At 54.0% G+C, this 16,574-nt stretch carries 12 protein-coding genes; 9 read left to right on the top strand and 3 right to left on the bottom strand.

Annotated features, from left to right (window positions below; all coding sequences use genetic code 11):
* Positions 1-96 precede the first annotated feature (96 nt).
* The 9 genes from JS578_10055 to JS578_10015 all read left to right on the top strand — a co-directional run bounded on the left by JS578_10055 (position 97) and on the right by JS578_10015 (position 12,847).
* The gene (locus JS578_10055; GenBank protein ID QRX63209.1) at positions 97-474 is read left to right on the top strand and encodes an HU family DNA-binding protein; all 378 of its coding nucleotides are present in this window, start codon (positions 97-99) and stop codon (positions 472-474) included.
* A 201-nt stretch (positions 475-675) separates the two neighbouring features.
* On the top strand, positions 676-3,483 hold the full coding sequence (locus tag JS578_10050; GenBank protein ID QRX63208.1) for a hypothetical protein: 2,808 nt from the start codon (positions 676-678) through the stop codon (positions 3,481-3,483).
* Between the two features lie 189 nt (positions 3,484-3,672).
* Complete coding sequence (locus tag JS578_10045) at positions 3,673-4,782, top strand: OmpA family protein (GenBank protein ID QRX63207.1); 1,110 nt, start codon at positions 3,673-3,675, stop codon at positions 4,780-4,782.
* Between the two features lie 223 nt (positions 4,783-5,005).
* The gene (pnp, locus tag JS578_10040) at positions 5,006-7,138 is read left to right on the top strand and encodes a polyribonucleotide nucleotidyltransferase (protein ID QRX63206.1); all 2,133 of its coding nucleotides are present in this window, start codon (positions 5,006-5,008) and stop codon (positions 7,136-7,138) included.
* Between the two features lie 422 nt (positions 7,139-7,560).
* Positions 7,561-9,186 carry an indolepyruvate ferredoxin oxidoreductase gene (locus tag JS578_10035; GenBank protein QRX64986.1) on the top strand — a complete coding sequence of 542 codons (1,626 nt, stop codon included), beginning with the start codon at positions 7,561-7,563 and terminating at the stop codon, positions 9,184-9,186.
* Between the two features lie 57 nt (positions 9,187-9,243).
* Positions 9,244-9,834, top strand: coding sequence for an indolepyruvate oxidoreductase subunit beta (locus JS578_10030; protein QRX63205.1), 591 nt, complete (start codon positions 9,244-9,246; stop codon positions 9,832-9,834).
* Entirely contained in the window at positions 9,831-11,129 is a 1,299-nt protein-coding gene (locus JS578_10025) for a phenylacetate--CoA ligase (protein ID QRX63204.1), read from the top strand. Before JS578_10030 ends, JS578_10025 begins: the two co-directional genes overlap by 4 nt.
* 42 nt (positions 11,130-11,171) lie before the next feature.
* Entirely contained in the window at positions 11,172-11,597 is a 426-nt protein-coding gene (locus tag JS578_10020; protein ID QRX63203.1) for an ACT domain-containing protein, read from the top strand.
* A gap of 20 nt (positions 11,598-11,617) precedes the next feature.
* On the top strand, positions 11,618-12,847 hold the full coding sequence (locus JS578_10015; GenBank protein QRX64985.1) for a PLP-dependent aminotransferase family protein: 1,230 nt from the start codon (positions 11,618-11,620) through the stop codon (positions 12,845-12,847).
* A 246-nt stretch (positions 12,848-13,093) separates the two neighbouring features.
* On the opposite strand, the gene JS578_10010 is transcribed toward JS578_10015, so the two are convergent.
* From JS578_10010 to JS578_10000, 3 genes are read right to left on the bottom strand one after another with little or no spacing between them, the layout of a single operon-like run.
* Complete coding sequence (locus tag JS578_10010; GenBank protein QRX63202.1) at positions 13,094-14,302, bottom strand: sodium ion-translocating decarboxylase subunit beta; 1,209 nt, start codon at positions 14,300-14,302, stop codon at positions 13,094-13,096.
* A 2-nt stretch (positions 14,303-14,304) separates the two neighbouring features.
* Positions 14,305-16,218 (bottom strand): oxaloacetate decarboxylase, encoded by a 1,914-nt coding sequence (locus JS578_10005; protein ID QRX63201.1) that lies wholly within the window; start codon positions 16,216-16,218, stop codon positions 14,305-14,307.
* 27 nt (positions 16,219-16,245) lie between these two features.
* The gene (locus JS578_10000) at positions 16,246-16,500 is read right to left on the bottom strand and encodes an OadG family protein (protein ID QRX63200.1); all 255 of its coding nucleotides are present in this window, start codon (positions 16,498-16,500) and stop codon (positions 16,246-16,248) included.
* Positions 16,501-16,574 lie beyond the last annotated feature (74 nt).

The raw sequence follows: 16,574 nt of genomic DNA, 5'->3' as shown, positions 1-16,574 counted from the left end.
AAACGGATGAGGGACGAAACAACAGAAGCAAAAAAAAAATCACGATGAGTCGTAAAGCCGCCAATGCAGTGGAGAAAATATTAACCACATACGTCTATGAAGTATAAACTGATTCAAAAAGCCAATCCGCTCGAACCGGGAACAACACGAAAGTGGTATGCCAGTCCGGTCAAGGCGGGAACCATCAACAATTACCAGTTGAGCAAGGGGATCGCAGGCAAATCCTCCCTCTCACGCGGTGATGTGATGAATGTGATCGAGAATATGGTGGATGAGATCCCCCGATACCTTACTGAGGGCTACAGCGTAAACCTGAACAATTTCGGCACGCTGCGTCTCTCTTTATCGAGCGAAGGGGTGTCGGAACCGGATAGTTTCACAGCCGCCCATATCAAGAATATGCGAGTGGTGTTCACACCCTCGCCGGAGTTTAAGGAGACATTACAAAAGATGCATTTCGAGAAAACTGAATAGTCAATCACACGCGTAAAGAAAGGAGGAGTATCAGGTAACAGTTTATGAAAAACAGAACGATCGAAGAAACAAGACAACAAAACAAACTCCGCCCGACACTTGTGGAGTTGACTATTGAACAAACAATAAAAAGACTTTAAAATCAAATAGGGAACAGAAAAGTGCAATATCTTAATTTATTATTATTAAATTTTTTAGTGTATGAAAAAAAAGTTATTATTTAAGTTATTCATCTTTGCAGTAATTGGCGCTTTCGTGACAGTTACATCTTGTAAAGATTATGATGACGACATCAACAACCTTCAGGACCAGATTACATCTCTGAAGACTACGGTTGATGCCGTGAATGCTGCTGTAGAAAGTGGTTCTGTGATTACCAATGTTAGCTCTACTGCAAACGGTATCACTGTAACCCTTAGCAACGGTCAGTCTTACAACATCACCAACGGTGTTGACGGTGTTGACGGTGCTGACGGTGCTGACGGTGCTGACGGTGCTGACGGATCGGTTATCACCATTGGTGAGAACGGAAACTGGTTTATCGACGGTGTAGACACCGGCATGGCATCTAAGGGTGCTGACGGTGCTGACGGTGCTGACGGTGCTGACGGTGCTTATTACTACCCACATGCTGATGGTTTCTGGCATATGGTAGAGGGAGAAACCGATACCGTTACTGAAATGACATGGTTACCTGCCGGTACCATCACTGCAGTATGGGAAAACGGTGGTGTAACACTTTACAATGTGGAAGGTGCTGACGGCCCCATCGCTTTGGGTAACCTCTCCATCGCTTACCTCACCCTGATTCCAGACTTTGTAATGCCAACTGGATCACTTCCGATTTTGAATTTCTCTCCACTGGTAACAGAAGAATGTGGCGAGATTGTTCCTGCTACAATGGCCCGCTTCCAGGTGAGCCCGAGCAACGCTTCGATTGACATGATCGATACCGAAGGAATCTATTTCAAATACAACAACCCGACTGTTGTATATCCTTATGCAACAAGATCTGCTGATATCGCTCCGGAAGCTACCTTTGTATCTCTTGAAGATGGTATCCTTACCGTTGCCGTTGAAATCAATACCGCAGAGATTGAAGAACCTTGGAGCGATAAGATCGACCAGTTGATGCTGATCGTTCCCTCTACCACTGGTGGAGAAGCGAACTCTGACTGGATGACGGTAATGTCTGATCCTATCTCTGAACTCATGCTCGTCAATGTACAGGATGAAGTTGAAGAAGGTGTAGCCTGGTCAACTTACGAATTCCCGGCACTCCTTGACGACGCCAAGGCTCTTGATGTGGAAGACCTTCCCGTTGTTGAATTGGTGTACAACGAAACGCTTGACCTGCTCGATGTTGTCAATACATGGGCTCCTGAAGTTGAAGCTTGGCTCAACCTTGATACATACGGACTTGAGTATGAATTCGACCTGTTGGACGAAGAAGGTGAAGTGATTGAATTCCTCCAGGGAGACAACGATACCGACCAGCAAGAATTTATCAACCTGGTAGGTTCTGAAGTTTCCACCCGCGTGTATGACATCAACGAACCCAACCCTGCATCCATCAATCGTACCCCGATTGTACATGTTTCTTTGATGAACGATGACTGCCTCGTGGCAGAAGGCTTCATCAAGATCAACATCGTGGAAGCTCAGCCTGAACCAATTGATCCGGTTACCTTCGTAGTAGACGGTGGCGTTGAAGCTGGTTGCGAAGACTTCGTACTGAGAGTTGGTACACAGGAAATGAATGAAAACTTCTATGCTGTTGCCAAGGTGACCAAGACATTCTTCCATGATAACTATGTATGGGCACAAGAAACTGAAGGTGTTGGAACAATTACCGAAGAAGAAGACCTGAACGACACTGAATCATTCAACTTGGTATGGACTGTTACCGAAGCTGAACTTTGGGATAACATCGGTGAAACAATTACCAAGTCCGGTACCTATACCTACGGTCCGAACGTAATTCAGGTAACCTTCACCGCAGAAGTAAGCCAGCCCACAGCAGATATCTCTGACCTGTTGCTGACCAACTACTGGGATGCAAACCTGACCTACATCCAGCACAACGTGGCTGTACCGACATCGACAACAGATGATGATCCTGCCAATGCAACGTTTGAAAACAACATCAACAATGCATTCGTAACTACTGGTCAGTTGCTTGATCTTGAAGCTGCAGATGAAGACTACGCAGGTTACACCTACGAATACTTCTTCAAGGATGTTCAGCCCATCAAGACTGTTGACGGTATCACTGTCTCTGTAAGCACAGATGGTAAGCAACTGCTTGCTTCTGATGACGATGGTGCTACAACAGAAGTTGTTGCAGAAATTCTTGCTCAGACTACAGCTGATGGCGATATCCTTGCTTACAACGAAGACAGCGACCTTGGCAAGTATCTGCTCAACAAGGGTCCGGAATTCATGAAAGCAACTCTCTACATGGTTGTGATGAACGACTGTGGACATGCAGTGGAACTGACTGGTGACTTCGAAGGTGAATTCGATGTACACTTCCTCCGTCCGGTGAACATTGAAGGAAATGCTGCTGACAACTTCGTTGATGGTGTTGACTTTGGTGCAGAAGGTTCAATCCTCGATATCCGCGATGTAGTACGTCTCTCTGACTGGAGAAACTATGCCAAGAATACCGATGCTTACTACTTCGAACCTGACCACGAAAACTACTACGGCTTCTATGATGTTACCGGAGTAGCAGTAGATGTAGACAACATTGTACCTGTTGGATTAATGACTTCTGGTGGTACTGAACTGACCGAACTTCCTTCAACGATTGAAGTTGCGTTCGATACAACATTACCTGTTGCAGATTATCCGAACGGTGCATTGACATACACGAACAATGGTGCTGCACTTGTAAACGAGTTCACACTGAAGGTTCCTGTAACCGTATCTTACAAGTGGGGTGATGTAGAAACGATTGTAAACGTAGTCGTTCGTCCGACTTCCGCTACAAAAAGTGTACAGTAATTAACCCGCTTTCTTAATAAAAAAGAGGTGTCCATTGGGCACCTCTTTTTTTGTGTGGTTTCTATTAACGAAATGTGGGGAAAAATAAACATTTATCGGGCTATATTGTTAATATTGTACAGAAAATCTTAACTACGTAAGCGAACGCATTATTATCAACTGTTTTACCATAATTTAAAAGTAAAGTCTATGAAAAAGTTTTTTATCTACCTGATCGCATGCGTCCTGCTACCGATGGTGACGTTTGCTCAGGAAAGAGAGATCAAGGAGGAGGGTAAGACCTTCTTCAAGCCCCACTTCTTTACGCAGTGGCAGGCAGGTGCAGCCCACACGCTCGGTGAAGCGGCCTTCAAGGATCTGATCTCACCCGCGGGAGCAGTGAACCTGGGCTACCAGTTCAGTCCCCTCTTCGGCATGCGCCTCGGCGCTTCCGGATGGCAGGGTAAAGGGGGTTGGGTGGCTCCCGCACAGGTGTACGACTTCCAGTTCGTGCAGGGCAACCTTGACCTGCTGTTCGACCTGGGTACGCTCTTCGGCGGCTTCAAGCCGGAACGGGCGGTGAGCCCCTATCTCTTTGCCGGCGGTGGTTATGCCTACGGCTTTGAGAATGGTGCCACGGCACTGAACACCGGCGACTATGACCTGGAGTACCTCTGGACCGAAAACCGCGGTTTCCTGGCAGGACGTGCAGGCCTTGGCTTTAACTTCCGCATCAGCGACGCGCTGGCTTTCACCCTCGAGGGGGGTGCCAGCATCCTGGACGATCATTTCAACTCGAAAAGGGCTGACAATCCCGACTGGCAGTTCAACGCGCTGGCTGGTTTCAAGATCAACCTAGGCAAGAGCTACGGACGTACCGAACCGGTCTACTACGATCCGAAACCAGTACCACCGCCCGCTCCGGAACCGGCACCCGCACCCGCACCCGCACCGAAGCCTGAGCCGGCACCGGTAGTGGTGAAGGAATTCCCGGCATTGCCATCGATTCACTTTGCCTTCGACAGTGATGTAGTGGATACCGATAAGTATGCGACCGAATTGAACACCATCGTCTCCGTACTCAAAGAGTTCAGCGATACGGAGGTGAACATCATCGGCTATACCGACCACAAGGGACCCAACGCCTACAACGACGCCCTCTCGGTGAGAAGAGCGGAAGCTGTGAAGAGTTACCTGGTGGGTCAGGGCATCAACGCTGCCCGCATGACCACCGCCGGCATGGGTGAAGATCCCAAGACAAGCGGTGAGGAGGCACTCACCATCCAGGCACGTCGTGTGGAGGTAACGGAAATGAACTAACTGATTGCTTATTTACACAGAGGAGTGTCCCGCAACGGACACTCCTCTCTTTTTAATTGCACGCTCACTCACATTAGGGAGGTGCATACACAACAGGTGATGCGTTGAGGGGTAGATGTGCGTCGGGATTGTTACACTAATTTACAGTGCCGAATGCACCAAGTAACCAAAACTTTATGTACCTTTGTGTAATTTTTCACTTAGAAGATTACAACAGATATTTATGATGAATCCAATTGTTAAGCGGATCGAACTGTCAGACGGACGCACGATCACGCTCGAAACGGGGAAGCTGGCAAAACAGGCAGACGGCTCCGTGACCCTTCGTATGGGCAACACGATGCTGCTGGCCACTGTTTGCGCAGCCAAAGATGCCACCCCGGGAACCGACTTCATGCCCCTGTCGGTTGATTACCGCGAGAAATTTGCCTCCTCGGGACGCTTCCCCGGAGGCTTCCTGAAAAGAGAAGGAAGACCTTCCGACTCTGAGATATTGACCAGCCGTTTGATCGACCGTGCGCTGAGACCTCTCTTCCCGGACGATTTCCATGCGGAGGTTTTCGTGAATGTGATCCTCTTCTCTGCCGATACGGAGAACATGCCCGATGCACTGGCCGGATTGGCAGCATCGGCAGCACTCGCCGTTTCGGACATCCCCTTCAACGGTCCCATCTCGGAGGTGCGTGTTGCACGTGTCAACGGTGAGTTTGTCATCAACCCCACCATCCAGCAGTTAGCCCAGGCCGACATGGACATCATGGTGGGTGCCACCCTCGACAACATCATGATGGTGGAGGGCGAGATGAACGAGGTGTCGGAAGCAGAGATGCTCGATGCCATCAAGTTCGCCCACGAGGAGATCAAGAAACATTGCCGCATCCAGATGGAACTGACCGAAGCGGTCGGCAAAACCGAAAAACGTGCCTACTGTCACGAAGAGAACGACGAGGAGCTGCGCAAGTTGGTATGGGACAAGTGCTATGCACCTGCCTACGTGGTTGCTGCCTCCCAGAACCCCAACAAACATGAACGCATCGAAGCGTTCGAGGCGGTGCTGAACCAATTCCTGGAATCACTGCCCGAAGAGGAACGTGATGCCAAAGCAGCGCTTGCCGGCAAATATTACCACGACGTGGAGAAAGAGGCGATGCGCCGCTCTATCCTCGACGAGGGAAAGCGTCTCGACGGCCGCAAAACCAACGAGATCAGGCCCATCTGGAGCGAAGTGGACTTCGTTCCGGGACCCCACGGCTCGGCCCTCTTCACCCGCGGCGAAACGCAGTCGCTCACCACAGTGACCCTCGGCACCAAGCTCGACGAGAAGATCATCGACAATGTGCTGGAACATGGTACTGACCGCTTCCTGCTGCACTACAACTTCCCCCCCTTCTCCACTGGCGAAGCCCGTCCGCAACGCGGTACCGGCCGTCGCGAGATCGGCCACGGCAACCTGGCGCACCGCGCCCTCAAAAAGATGATCCCGGAAGGATACCCCTACGTGATCCGCGTGGTATCCGATATCCTGGAGTCGAACGGCTCCTCCTCAATGGCCACCGTCTGCGCGGGTACCCTCGCCATGATGGATGCCGGCGTCACACTGAAGAAACCGGTGAGCGGCATTGCCATGGGTCTCATCTCCGAGAACAAGGGGCAGAACTACGCCATCCTCTCCGATATCCTGGGCGACGAAGACCACCTGGGCGACATGGACTTCAAGGTGTGCGGTACCAGAGATGGTATCACCGCCACACAGATGGACATCAAGGTGGATGGTCTCTCCTATGAGATCCTCGAGAATGCGCTGGCGCAGGCAAAGGCTGGTCGCGAGCACATCATGGGCAAGATGATGGAGACGCTCTCCGAACCGCGTACCGACCTGAAACCGCACGCTCCCCGCATCGAGGTGATCGAGATACCAAAAGACTACATCGGTGCCGTGATCGGACCGGGTGGAAAGATCATCCAGGGCATGCAGGAAGAGACCGGTGCCACCATCACCATCGAGGAGATCAACAACCGCGGCCGCGTGGAAATCTCAGCCACCAACAAGGCATCCATCGATGCCGCCATGCTCAAGATCAAGGGCATCGTGGCTGTTCCCGAAGTGGGTGAGGAGTATGAAGCCACCGTGCGTTCGGTGATGCCTTATGGCGCCTTCTGCGAGTTCCTCCCTGGTAAGGACGGACTGCTTCACATCTCCGAAATCGACTGGAAACGCCTGGAGAAGGTGGAAGATGCCGGCATCAAGGAGGGTGACAAGATCCGCGTGAAGCTGATCGATGTGGATCCCCGCACCGGCAAGTTCAAGCTCTCCCGCAAGGTGTTGCTGCCCCGTCCGGAAAGAAACGATAAGTAAACGAAGTCGACACGGAGCAGGGAAGCAACCCTTCCTGAAACTCCAAAAGATTGACATCTAACATATTGGTGACTGCCTCATTGATTGAGGCAGTTTTTTTTTGTCTTCATACAGAACTCTAATTCGCAACAAATGGACGGGTACCGGGCTTGTGCCCCTCTTATGCCTATCCCACACCTCTCCCAGTCAATTCTTATATTTATGGGAGAGGCAGACGCCCATTCCTTGCGAATTATAGGCCGATTTGTTCTGAAAAACGAGTCGTTATCTGGAAACATTCTAATTATGATATTCTGTAACCCGAAGCTGATATTTTTTGTACTTTTGCAACTTATCGCAATCTTTTAATTTCATTCCGGCATCAAGAGGTGGGCAATCGGACAACTACCAACGCCACACTGCTGACCGGTGAGACAGAGCATATGGAGAAAAAACTGTTATTGGGGGCAGAAGCGGTGGCACAGGGCGCAATCGACGCGGGCATATCGGGTGTCTACGCCTACCCGGGCACTCCCTCCACCGAGATCACCGAGTACATCCAACGCGCAACAGAAGGCAATCAGGCCAGTGTGCACTCCCGCTGGGCAACCAACGAGAAGACCGCCTTCGAGGCGGCACTGGGTGTCTCCTACTCGGGCAGGCGAAGCCTGGTATGTATGAAGCACGTGGGCCTCAACGTGGCGGCCGATGCCTTCATGAACGCGGCCATCACGGGGGTGCTCGGCGGACTGGTGCTGGTGGTGGCCGACGACCCCTCGATGCACTCCTCACAAAACGAGCAGGACAGCCGCTACTATGGCCGGTTCGCCATGATACCCATCCTGGAACCCTCCAACCAGCAGGAGGCCTACGAGATGGTCAGCTACGGCTTCGAATTCTCGGAAATATTGAGGCTGCCGGTGATGCTGCGCATCACCACGCGGTTGTCGCACTCGCGGGCGGTGGTCACTCCCGCCGAGCCACGCGCGCAAAACAAACTCAACCCCGAAAGAGACAGGAACAAGTGGATCCTGCTGCCGGCCAACGCCCGGAAGAACTACCACCTGCTGCTCACCAAGCAGGATGCGCTGCGACAAATCTCGGAACAGTCGCCCTACAACCGTATGATATCAGGCAGCGGTGAGCGGGCGGTGATCGCCTTCGGCATCGCCGTCAACTACGCCATGGAGGTGATCACCTCCCACAACCTAGAGATCCCGCTGTTGAGAATATCGCAATACCCGCTGCCGGAGAAGATGGTGAAACAGTTCACGGCACAGTACAGCGAGATCCTCATCGCCGAGGAGGGCTACCCGCTCCAGGAGGAGCTGCTGCGTGGTTTCTCGGGTGACAACCGTTTTCGAGGACGGCTCGATGGTACACTGCCCCGCACGGGAGAGTTATCACCTGCCCTGCTGGAGAAGGCCTTGCTCGAATTTATGGGATGTGCAAATGACACCCGGCATGATACCAAACAACCGGCAGTCATTTATCAACCAGTAACCTATCCGCTGGTGGTACCACGCCCTCCCATGCTCTGCAAGGGATGCAGCCACCGCGACCTGTTCGAAGCAATCAACCGGGTGATGAACGATTACCCTGAAAAGCATGTCTTCGGTGACATCGGATGCTACACGCTGGGGGCGCTGCCGCCCTACAGCACCATCAGCAGTTGCGTGGATATGGGAGCTTCCATCACCATGGCCAAGGGTGCCGCCGATGCGGGGCTCCGTCCCGCCCTCTGCGTGATTGGCGACTCCACCTTCACCCACTCCGGCATCACGGGACTGCTTGACGCTGTGAACGACCGCTCCCCCCTCACGGTGATCATCTCCGACAACGGCACCACCGCCATGACCGGGGGACAAGATTCAGCCGGCACCGGTCGCTTCTTTGACATCTGCAAAGGTGTTGGTGTGGATGAAGCACATATCCGCTCCATCGTGCCGCTCCGGAAAAACATGGAGGAGAACATCACAATCATTCGCGAAGAGCTCGAATACGAAGGTGTCTCGGTGATCATCGCGCAACGGGAGTGCATCCACATCCGCAAAACAAAAAACCGATAACTGACAACTGTCAACTGACAACTGATAACTGACAACTGACAACTGATCCCTAATCATATGCACAAAGATATCATCATTGCCGGCGTGGGAGGCCAGGGAATCCTCACAATCGCCGCCATCATCGACCTGGCAGCAATGGAACTGGGACTGCAGGTGAAGCAGGCGGAGGTACACGGTATGAGCCAGCGCGGTGGCGCCGTGGAATCGCACCTGCGCATCTCATCCGAAGCGATCTGGTCAGATCTGATCCCGTTGGGCAAAGCAGATCTGATCCTCTCACTGGAACCGATGGAGGCGCTCCGCCATCTCCACTTCCTCTCTCCGAAGGGTCTCATCATCACCGCCACGGAGCCACAGGGTGAAATTGACGGTTACCCATCCGTTGATGCATTGCACAGGGTCATCAACGCCACAGGGTTCCACCTGCTGGTCGATGCCACTACGCTGGCCAGGGATGCCGGCAGCAGTAAAAGCTCCAACCTGGTGATGCTGGGAGCGGCAGCACCCTATCTGGGTATTGAAAGCAAGGTGCTGGAGAAGGCAATCACCGCCTATTTTGCAAAGAAAGGAGAGAACATCGTCGCAACCAACCTGAGAGCCTTCAGGCTGGGTGCTGCACAGAACCGATTGAAACAAACAGTAAGATGATCTGGAACCCACAACGAGAGTGTGCCGACAGGCAACAGATGCAAGAGCTGCAGGGAAGCGCCCTGCAGGCAATGGTCCGACGGATCTACAACCACGTGCCCTTCTACCGCAACCGACTGATGGAACTCGGCATGGAACCGGGCGACATCAGGAGCGTGGAGCAGCTGAAGCTGCTCCCCTTCACCACCAAGACGGACCTGCGCGACAACTATCCCTTCGGTCTGTTCACCCTGCCCCAAAGCGAGGTGGTGCGGATACATGCCTCCAGCGGCACCACCGGCAAGCCCACCGTGGTGGGTTACAGTCGTGCCGACATTGAGTTATGGGCGGAGGTGGTGGCCCGCAGCCTCACCATGGCCGGTGTCCACAGTGGCGACACCATCCAGATCGCCTATGGCTACGGCCCCTTTACAGGGGGACTGGGACTGCACTACGGCGCCGAGAAGATCGGTGCCACCGTGATTCCCATCTCCACAGGCAACACAAAGAAACAGTTGCAGTTCATGACCGACTTCCGGGCATCGGTGCTGGCCTGCACCCCCTCCTATGCGGCACACCTGGGGGAAAGCCTCCTCAAAGAGGGCATCTCACCCGACGATGTGCGCCTTCGCATCGGGGTGTTTGGGGCGGAACCCTGGACCGGTGAGATGCGTCGTGAGATTGAGAAACTGCTGCACATCAAAGCCTACGACATCTACGGGCTGAGCGAAGTGATTGGCCCCGGCGTTTCAATGGAGTGTGAATGTCAATGCGGCAACCATGTGTTCGAAGATCACTTCATCCCGGAGATCATCGATCCTGAAACATTGGAGGTGCTGCCCGACGGGGAGCTGGGCGAACTGGTCTTCACGACGGTGAGCAAGGAGGCGATGCCGCTGCTGCGCTACCGCACACGCGACCTGACACGGCTGCACCGCACGAAATGCGATTGTGGGCGTACGCTGGTGCGAATGGAGAAGTGCCTGGGACGTACCGACGACATGCTGATCATCCGCGGCGTCAACGTCTTCCCCTCACAGGTGGAGTCGGTGCTGATGGAGATAGCGGAGACCACTCCCCACTACCAGCTCATCGTGCGGCGGGAGCACAACCTCGACACGCTCGAGATACGGGTGGAGGTGGATCAGCAGAACTGGTCCGACAGCATCCGCGAACTGGAGGGCATCCGCCGGCGCATCGACCACAGCATCCGCAGCCTCCTGGGCATCAGCGCCACCATCCGCCTGGTGGAACCCTACAGCATCGCACGCTCAGAAGGAAAGGCGCAGCGGATCATCGACGAACGTCACTTATAACCCGCGAAAACGAATTTTCAAACCGCTGAAAGCAAAAACATTATGCTGATCAAACAATTATCCGTGTTCCTGGAAGACCGGTCGGGACGACTTACAGAGCTGACCCGCATCCTGGCAGAGAACGACGTCAACATCACAGCCCTCACCGTGGCTGAGACTGCCGATTATGGCATGGTACGCATGGTGGTGGGACGACCGGAGAGAGCCAAGGAAGCACTCGAACAGGCCGGCTTCACGGTGGGCCTCACCGAGGTGGTCTGTGCGAAGATGCCCGACCGGGCCGGGTCTCTCCACCGGATCCTGCAGATCCTTACTGATGAACAGATCAACGTGGACTACATGTACGCCTTCTCCAACAGCAACGTGGCACTGGCAGTAATCCGCAGTGCTGACATCAGTCGCGTGGGCGCCGTGCTGCAGCAACACAAGCTGGAATTACTCTCCGGCAGCGATCTTTATCAAATGTAAACGCGACAGAAATGAACAGCATGACCACTCCCGGTTTACAGGCAAGCAATCAGCCTCGCTTCGCGCAAAGCAGCGCAGCACTCAACTCCTCCGAGATACGGGACCTGATGAGCCTCGCCTCCGCCCCCGACATCATCTCTTTCGCCGGGGGGATGCCGGGCAACGAACTCTTCCCGCTCGACGAGATGGATCGCATCTACAACAGCCTCACCAAAAGTGAGAAGCAAACCGCCTTGCAGTACGGTCCCACGAGCGGACTCCCCTCCCTGCTCGAGTCACTCTCAGGCTACCTGGAAACAAAGGGACTGCCGGTGAAGGAAAACCGGTTGCTGATCACCACCGGATCGCTGCAGGCGATTCATATCCTGGCGAGGGCATTTATTGACCCGGGGGACCGGGTAGTGGTGGAGAACCCCTCCTTTATCGGGGCACTTTCTGCCTTTCGCGCTTGTCAGGCGGAGCTGCAAGCCATCCCGCTTAGGGGCGACGGGATGGATATATCATTGCTGGCAAAGGAGCTGAACAGTGATGCTCCGCTGCCCAAGTTCCTCTATTTTGCACCCAACTTCCACAACCCGGCGGGCATCATCTACTCGATGGAGGTGAAGCAACAGATGATCGCGCTGTTGCAAGGAAGGAACATACCGGTGATCGAAGATGATGTATACAGTGACATCTGGTTTCACGAGGAGGATCTACAGGAGATGAAGAACCTCAAGGCGATCAACCCACAGGGGATTGACATCTGCTTCACCGGCTCCTTCTCCAAGATCCTGGGCCCCGGCCTGCGACTGGGATGGATGCTGGTACCGGAGGCGATCTACCGCAAGTGTGAACTGATCAAGCAGTCGATCGACGCCTGCTCCCCCTCTCTCTCGCAGGTGTTGGCGGACAAGTTCATCCGCAGCGGGGAGATATACCGTTATGCTGCCCGCGTGCGGGAGGAGTACAAAAAAAGAGGGGAAACGATGATCGCGGAACTGGAAGCACACCTACCCGAATATGTCACCTTCGAGCGACCGCGCGGAGGCTTCTACACCTGGCTGCAGCTGCCAAAGGGGACCGATTCCACCACCATTCTGAAGAGAGCCATTGAAAAAGGGGTGGTCTTCGTAACCGGCAAGACGTTTGATCCCGCGGGACTACAGAACGACCACATGCGGGTCTCCTTCTGCAATACCGATGCGGAAACCATCCGCCGCGGCATCCCCCTCATCGCCCAGGCCATTCGCGAGAACATCGAGAAGTAAGATTTTACTGTGCACCTTTTTAGGGTTGCTACAAAATATGCACAGCTTAAGTCGAGACCTATTGATGTTTTGTGGGGACCCATCGCTCGCAAGGAGCGTAAAAAAAGAGTAGATGTTTGAGCGAAGCGAGTTCTACTCTTTTAGCTCATGTGAGCTGGAATGGGTCACGAAACATCGGAAGTCGAAACTTAAGCTGTGCATGAAATCTTTGGAAGTCGAAACTTTCGTTGGGTACAAGGTAAGAAATTATCCCAGAAATGAGATCAGCACGCCGGCAGCCACGGCCGATCCAATCACGCCGGAGACATTGCTGGCCATGCAGTACTGCAGGATATGGTTCGATTTGTCATACTTTAACGCCACATCGTTGGCTACGCGTGAAGCCATCGGCACGGCACTCAGTCCGGTAGCACCCACCAGCGGGTTGATCTTCTTCTTCGAGAAAAGATTGTATCCTTTCACGGCAAAAATACCCCCCGCTACCGAGACACCAAAGGCGAGCAGCCCCCCCACAATGATACCCAGCGTCTGAAACGAAAGGAACACCTCTGAGGTCATGGTTGCCCCCACAGTAAGGCCGAGGAAGATGGTAGCGGTGTTCATGATGGGCCCGGAGGCAGCATCGGCTAGTCGACCGGTACTGGAACCTATTTCCTTCACCAGGTTGCCGAAGAGCAACATCCCCAGCAGCGGTGCCGAGGAGGGCACCAACACCGAGACGATTACCCCCAGCACGATGGGAAAGATGATCTTCACTGTCTTCATATGCTTGATCTCATGCTTCGGCGGATACTGCTTGTCCATCTTCTTCATGTGGATCTTGAACTCCTTCTCGGTCATCAGCAGCTTCGCGATGAAGGGGATGATCACCGGCACCAGCGCCATGTAAGAGTAGGCGGCGATGGCGATCGGCCCTAGTAGGTGAGGTGCCAGCTTGATAGTGGTGTAGATGGCCGTAGGGCCGTCGGCACCGCCGATGATGCCGAGTGAGGCAGCCTCCGGCAGGGTGAAGCCCATCAGCACCGCACCCATCAGCACCGAGAAGATGCCCAGCTGAGCCGCTCCCCCGAAGAGGGAGAGCTTCAGGTTGCGCAACATTGGTCCGAAGTCGGTCAGCACACCCACCCCCATGAAGATGATGGGGGGCAGGATACCGGTCTTGATCAGGGCAAAATAGAGGAAGTTCATGATGCCATGCTGGTCGGCGATATCGAGCAGGCTCATGTAGCTGCCGTCGGCGTTGTGCACCAGCGATGTGTCTACGATGCCCAGCCCTGCCCCCGGCAGGTTGGCCAGCAACACACCGAAGCCGATGGGTACCAGCAGCAACGGTTCATACTGTTTTTTGATGCCCAGGTAGAGCAGCACAAAGGCGATCAGCCACATCAGGATGGTCTCCCACCCCATGGTGCTGAACCCGGTCATCTCCGCGATGTTGGAAAAAATATCTCCCATGCCTATTGCAGTTTAACCAGCGTGTCATCCTCATCGACCGAGGCACCGTTGTCGAAGCAGATCTCGGTAACCCTGCCACTCACCTCGGCAGTGACGGCGTTGTAGGTCTTCATCGACTCAATGTAGCCGATCAGGTCGCCCTCCTTCACGCTATCTCCCACCTTCAGCGGGCTCTCTGACGACTCCTTGGTGAGGAAGAACTTCCCTTCCAGCGGTGAGAGCACCTCCTTCACATCACCCGTTACCGGGGCTGCTGCCACCGGGGCAGCGGGGGCATTCTCTTTTGGTGCTGCTTGTGCGCTGCTGTTGCCACTCCCCGGATAGGAGATGTTAACCACGAACTCCTCGTTGTCCACATTCACCACCAGCTGCTTCGGCATGAATGACTGACTCTCTGCTACGGATGAGGTTACTGCAGCAGCAGGAGCCCCGTTTGTTTCAGCAGGTGCGCTTGCCTCTGCCTTGCGTTTTGCCAGGTCAGCTTCGAAAGCCTTCTTGGCTTCACCCGACTTGTAGGCACGGTACTGTTCGGGATGCATCGCCAGTTCGAAGAGTTCCTCCTCATCCTGGCCCAGTTCCCAGTTGTTTTGTTTCATCTCGGCACGGAAGCTGTCCAGCTTGTCGGGGTAGAGCTCCTGAGGATTGCCGGTGTAGAATTCACGGCCCTGCTCCTTCGCCATCGCCACGATCTCGGGGGCCGGCTCACCGGGCAGCTTGCCCGACTTGCCGAGGATCATATCCCAGATGTTGTCGGCGATCATCGACCAGCGCTCCTTGCCCTTCTCGAGCTGCAACACGTTCATCAGCGCCAGGTTCTTCACGTACTGGCTGTAGGGGGTCACCAATGGTGGATAACCCACCATGGGCCACACATGGGTCACCTCGTCGAACAGCTTGACCAACAGGTCATCCTGCGTCAGCTCGGGTTGGCCGTTCTTCACCTTCCAGCGGTTCAGAGAGGCGAGGTTGTTCTCCAGGTCGGCCATCAGGCTGCCCATCATGCCACCGGGCAGACCGGGACCGATCAACAGCGAGTTCATCACCCTGTTCTTGGAGTCGATGTAGTAACCCAGGAAATCATCCATGAACTTCTGCGTGAGGGAACGCACCTTCATATAGGCCTTCATGTTGATCTCAGGCACCTTGAAGCCGGCATCTTTCAACATGGCCTGTACCGCCAGCAGGTCGGCATGGCCGGTACCCCAGGAGAGAGGCTCCATTGCCACGTCGATATACTCCGCACCGGCATGAGCCGCCTCCAGGATGGAAGCCATCTGGAAACCGGGACCGGCATGACCGTGGTAGGTGACAGGAATGTTGGCATGTTTCTCCTTGATTTGCTTGATGATCCGCCCGATGGTGGCGGGACGTCCCACGCCTGCCATGTCCTTGATGCAGATCTCATCGGCACCCATCCCGATCAGCGTATCAGCCAGTTCGGTGTAGTATTTCACCGTGTGTACGGGTGAGACGGTGAGGCTGAGCGCCGCTTGTGAGATCATGCCTGCCTCCTTCGCGAAAACAATAGAATCCTTCAGGTTGCGGGGATCATTCAGACCGTCGAACGAACGGGCGATATCGGTGCCCTGCTGCTTCTTCACCCGGAACATTAGTCGCCGTACATCCGATGGCACGGGGCTCATCCGGATGCCGTTCAATCCCCTCTCCAGCATGTGGGTCTGGATGCCTGCATCGTTGAAGGGCTGTGTCCAGTCGCGCACCGCCTTGTTGGGGTTTTCACCGAACAGCAGGTTAATCTGTTCGAAGCCGCCGCCATTGGTTTCCACGCGGGCGAAACAACCCATCTCAATGATCGCGGGAGCCACCTCGGTGAGCTGTTCCACCGTGGGGACATACTTTCCTGACGATTGCCACATGTCTCTGTAAAGGAGACTGAATTTAATCTCTTTTGCCATAAAATATTGTTTGATTTGTTTTGGTTCTTATCGCTTCTCGATGGAGTCGACCCTCCCTTTTCCACGGGTGATCACATCTACCACGGCAGCGATTGCTGCCAGTTTGCGGGGTTGAATTGCCTTACCCCCACCGGTAGCCTTTGCCGGCTGTGTTGCTTCCCTGATATACCGGTTGGTAATCCCGATTACCAGGTTGCCCACCCCCACCACAAGGGTGAGGATAAGAAATACCATGATCATCCCTATTGCCAGCAGGGTTAAGGCCTCATTTATATTTTCCATAGAATTTAGTTTTTACACCCCAGAGATGATAACCCGGCATAACCTGAATTGTTGGAACTATAACGGATCTCGGG

Source organism: Dysgonomonadaceae bacterium zrk40 (assembly GCA_016916535.1).
Classification (GTDB): domain Bacteria; phylum Bacteroidota; class Bacteroidia; order Bacteroidales; family Dysgonomonadaceae; genus Proteiniphilum.
This window is presented reverse-complemented; position numbering and strand designations above follow the sequence as displayed.

Coding starts and splice junctions, on each gene's coding strand:
- JS578_10055 (QRX63209.1), top strand. CDS start 97: ATGAAGTATAAACTGATTCAAAAAGCCAATCCGCTCGAACCGGGAACA.
- JS578_10050 (QRX63208.1), top strand. CDS start 676: ATGAAAAAAAAGTTATTATTTAAGTTATTCATCTTTGCAGTAATTGGC.
- JS578_10045 (QRX63207.1), top strand. CDS start 3,673: ATGAAAAAGTTTTTTATCTACCTGATCGCATGCGTCCTGCTACCGATG.
- pnp (QRX63206.1), top strand. CDS start 5,006: ATGATGAATCCAATTGTTAAGCGGATCGAACTGTCAGACGGACGCACG.
- JS578_10035 (QRX64986.1), top strand. CDS start 7,561: ATGGAGAAAAAACTGTTATTGGGGGCAGAAGCGGTGGCACAGGGCGCA.
- JS578_10030 (QRX63205.1), top strand. CDS start 9,244: ATGCACAAAGATATCATCATTGCCGGCGTGGGAGGCCAGGGAATCCTC.
- JS578_10025 (QRX63204.1), top strand. CDS start 9,831: ATGATCTGGAACCCACAACGAGAGTGTGCCGACAGGCAACAGATGCAA.
- JS578_10020 (QRX63203.1), top strand. CDS start 11,172: ATGCTGATCAAACAATTATCCGTGTTCCTGGAAGACCGGTCGGGACGA.
- JS578_10015 (QRX64985.1), top strand. CDS start 11,618: ATGACCACTCCCGGTTTACAGGCAAGCAATCAGCCTCGCTTCGCGCAA.
- JS578_10010 (QRX63202.1), bottom strand. CDS start 14,302: ATGGGAGATATTTTTTCCAACATCGCGGAGATGACCGGGTTCAGCACC.
- JS578_10005 (QRX63201.1), bottom strand. CDS start 16,218: ATGGCAAAAGAGATTAAATTCAGTCTCCTTTACAGAGACATGTGGCAA.
- JS578_10000 (QRX63200.1), bottom strand. CDS start 16,500: ATGGAAAATATAAATGAGGCCTTAACCCTGCTGGCAATAGGGATGATC.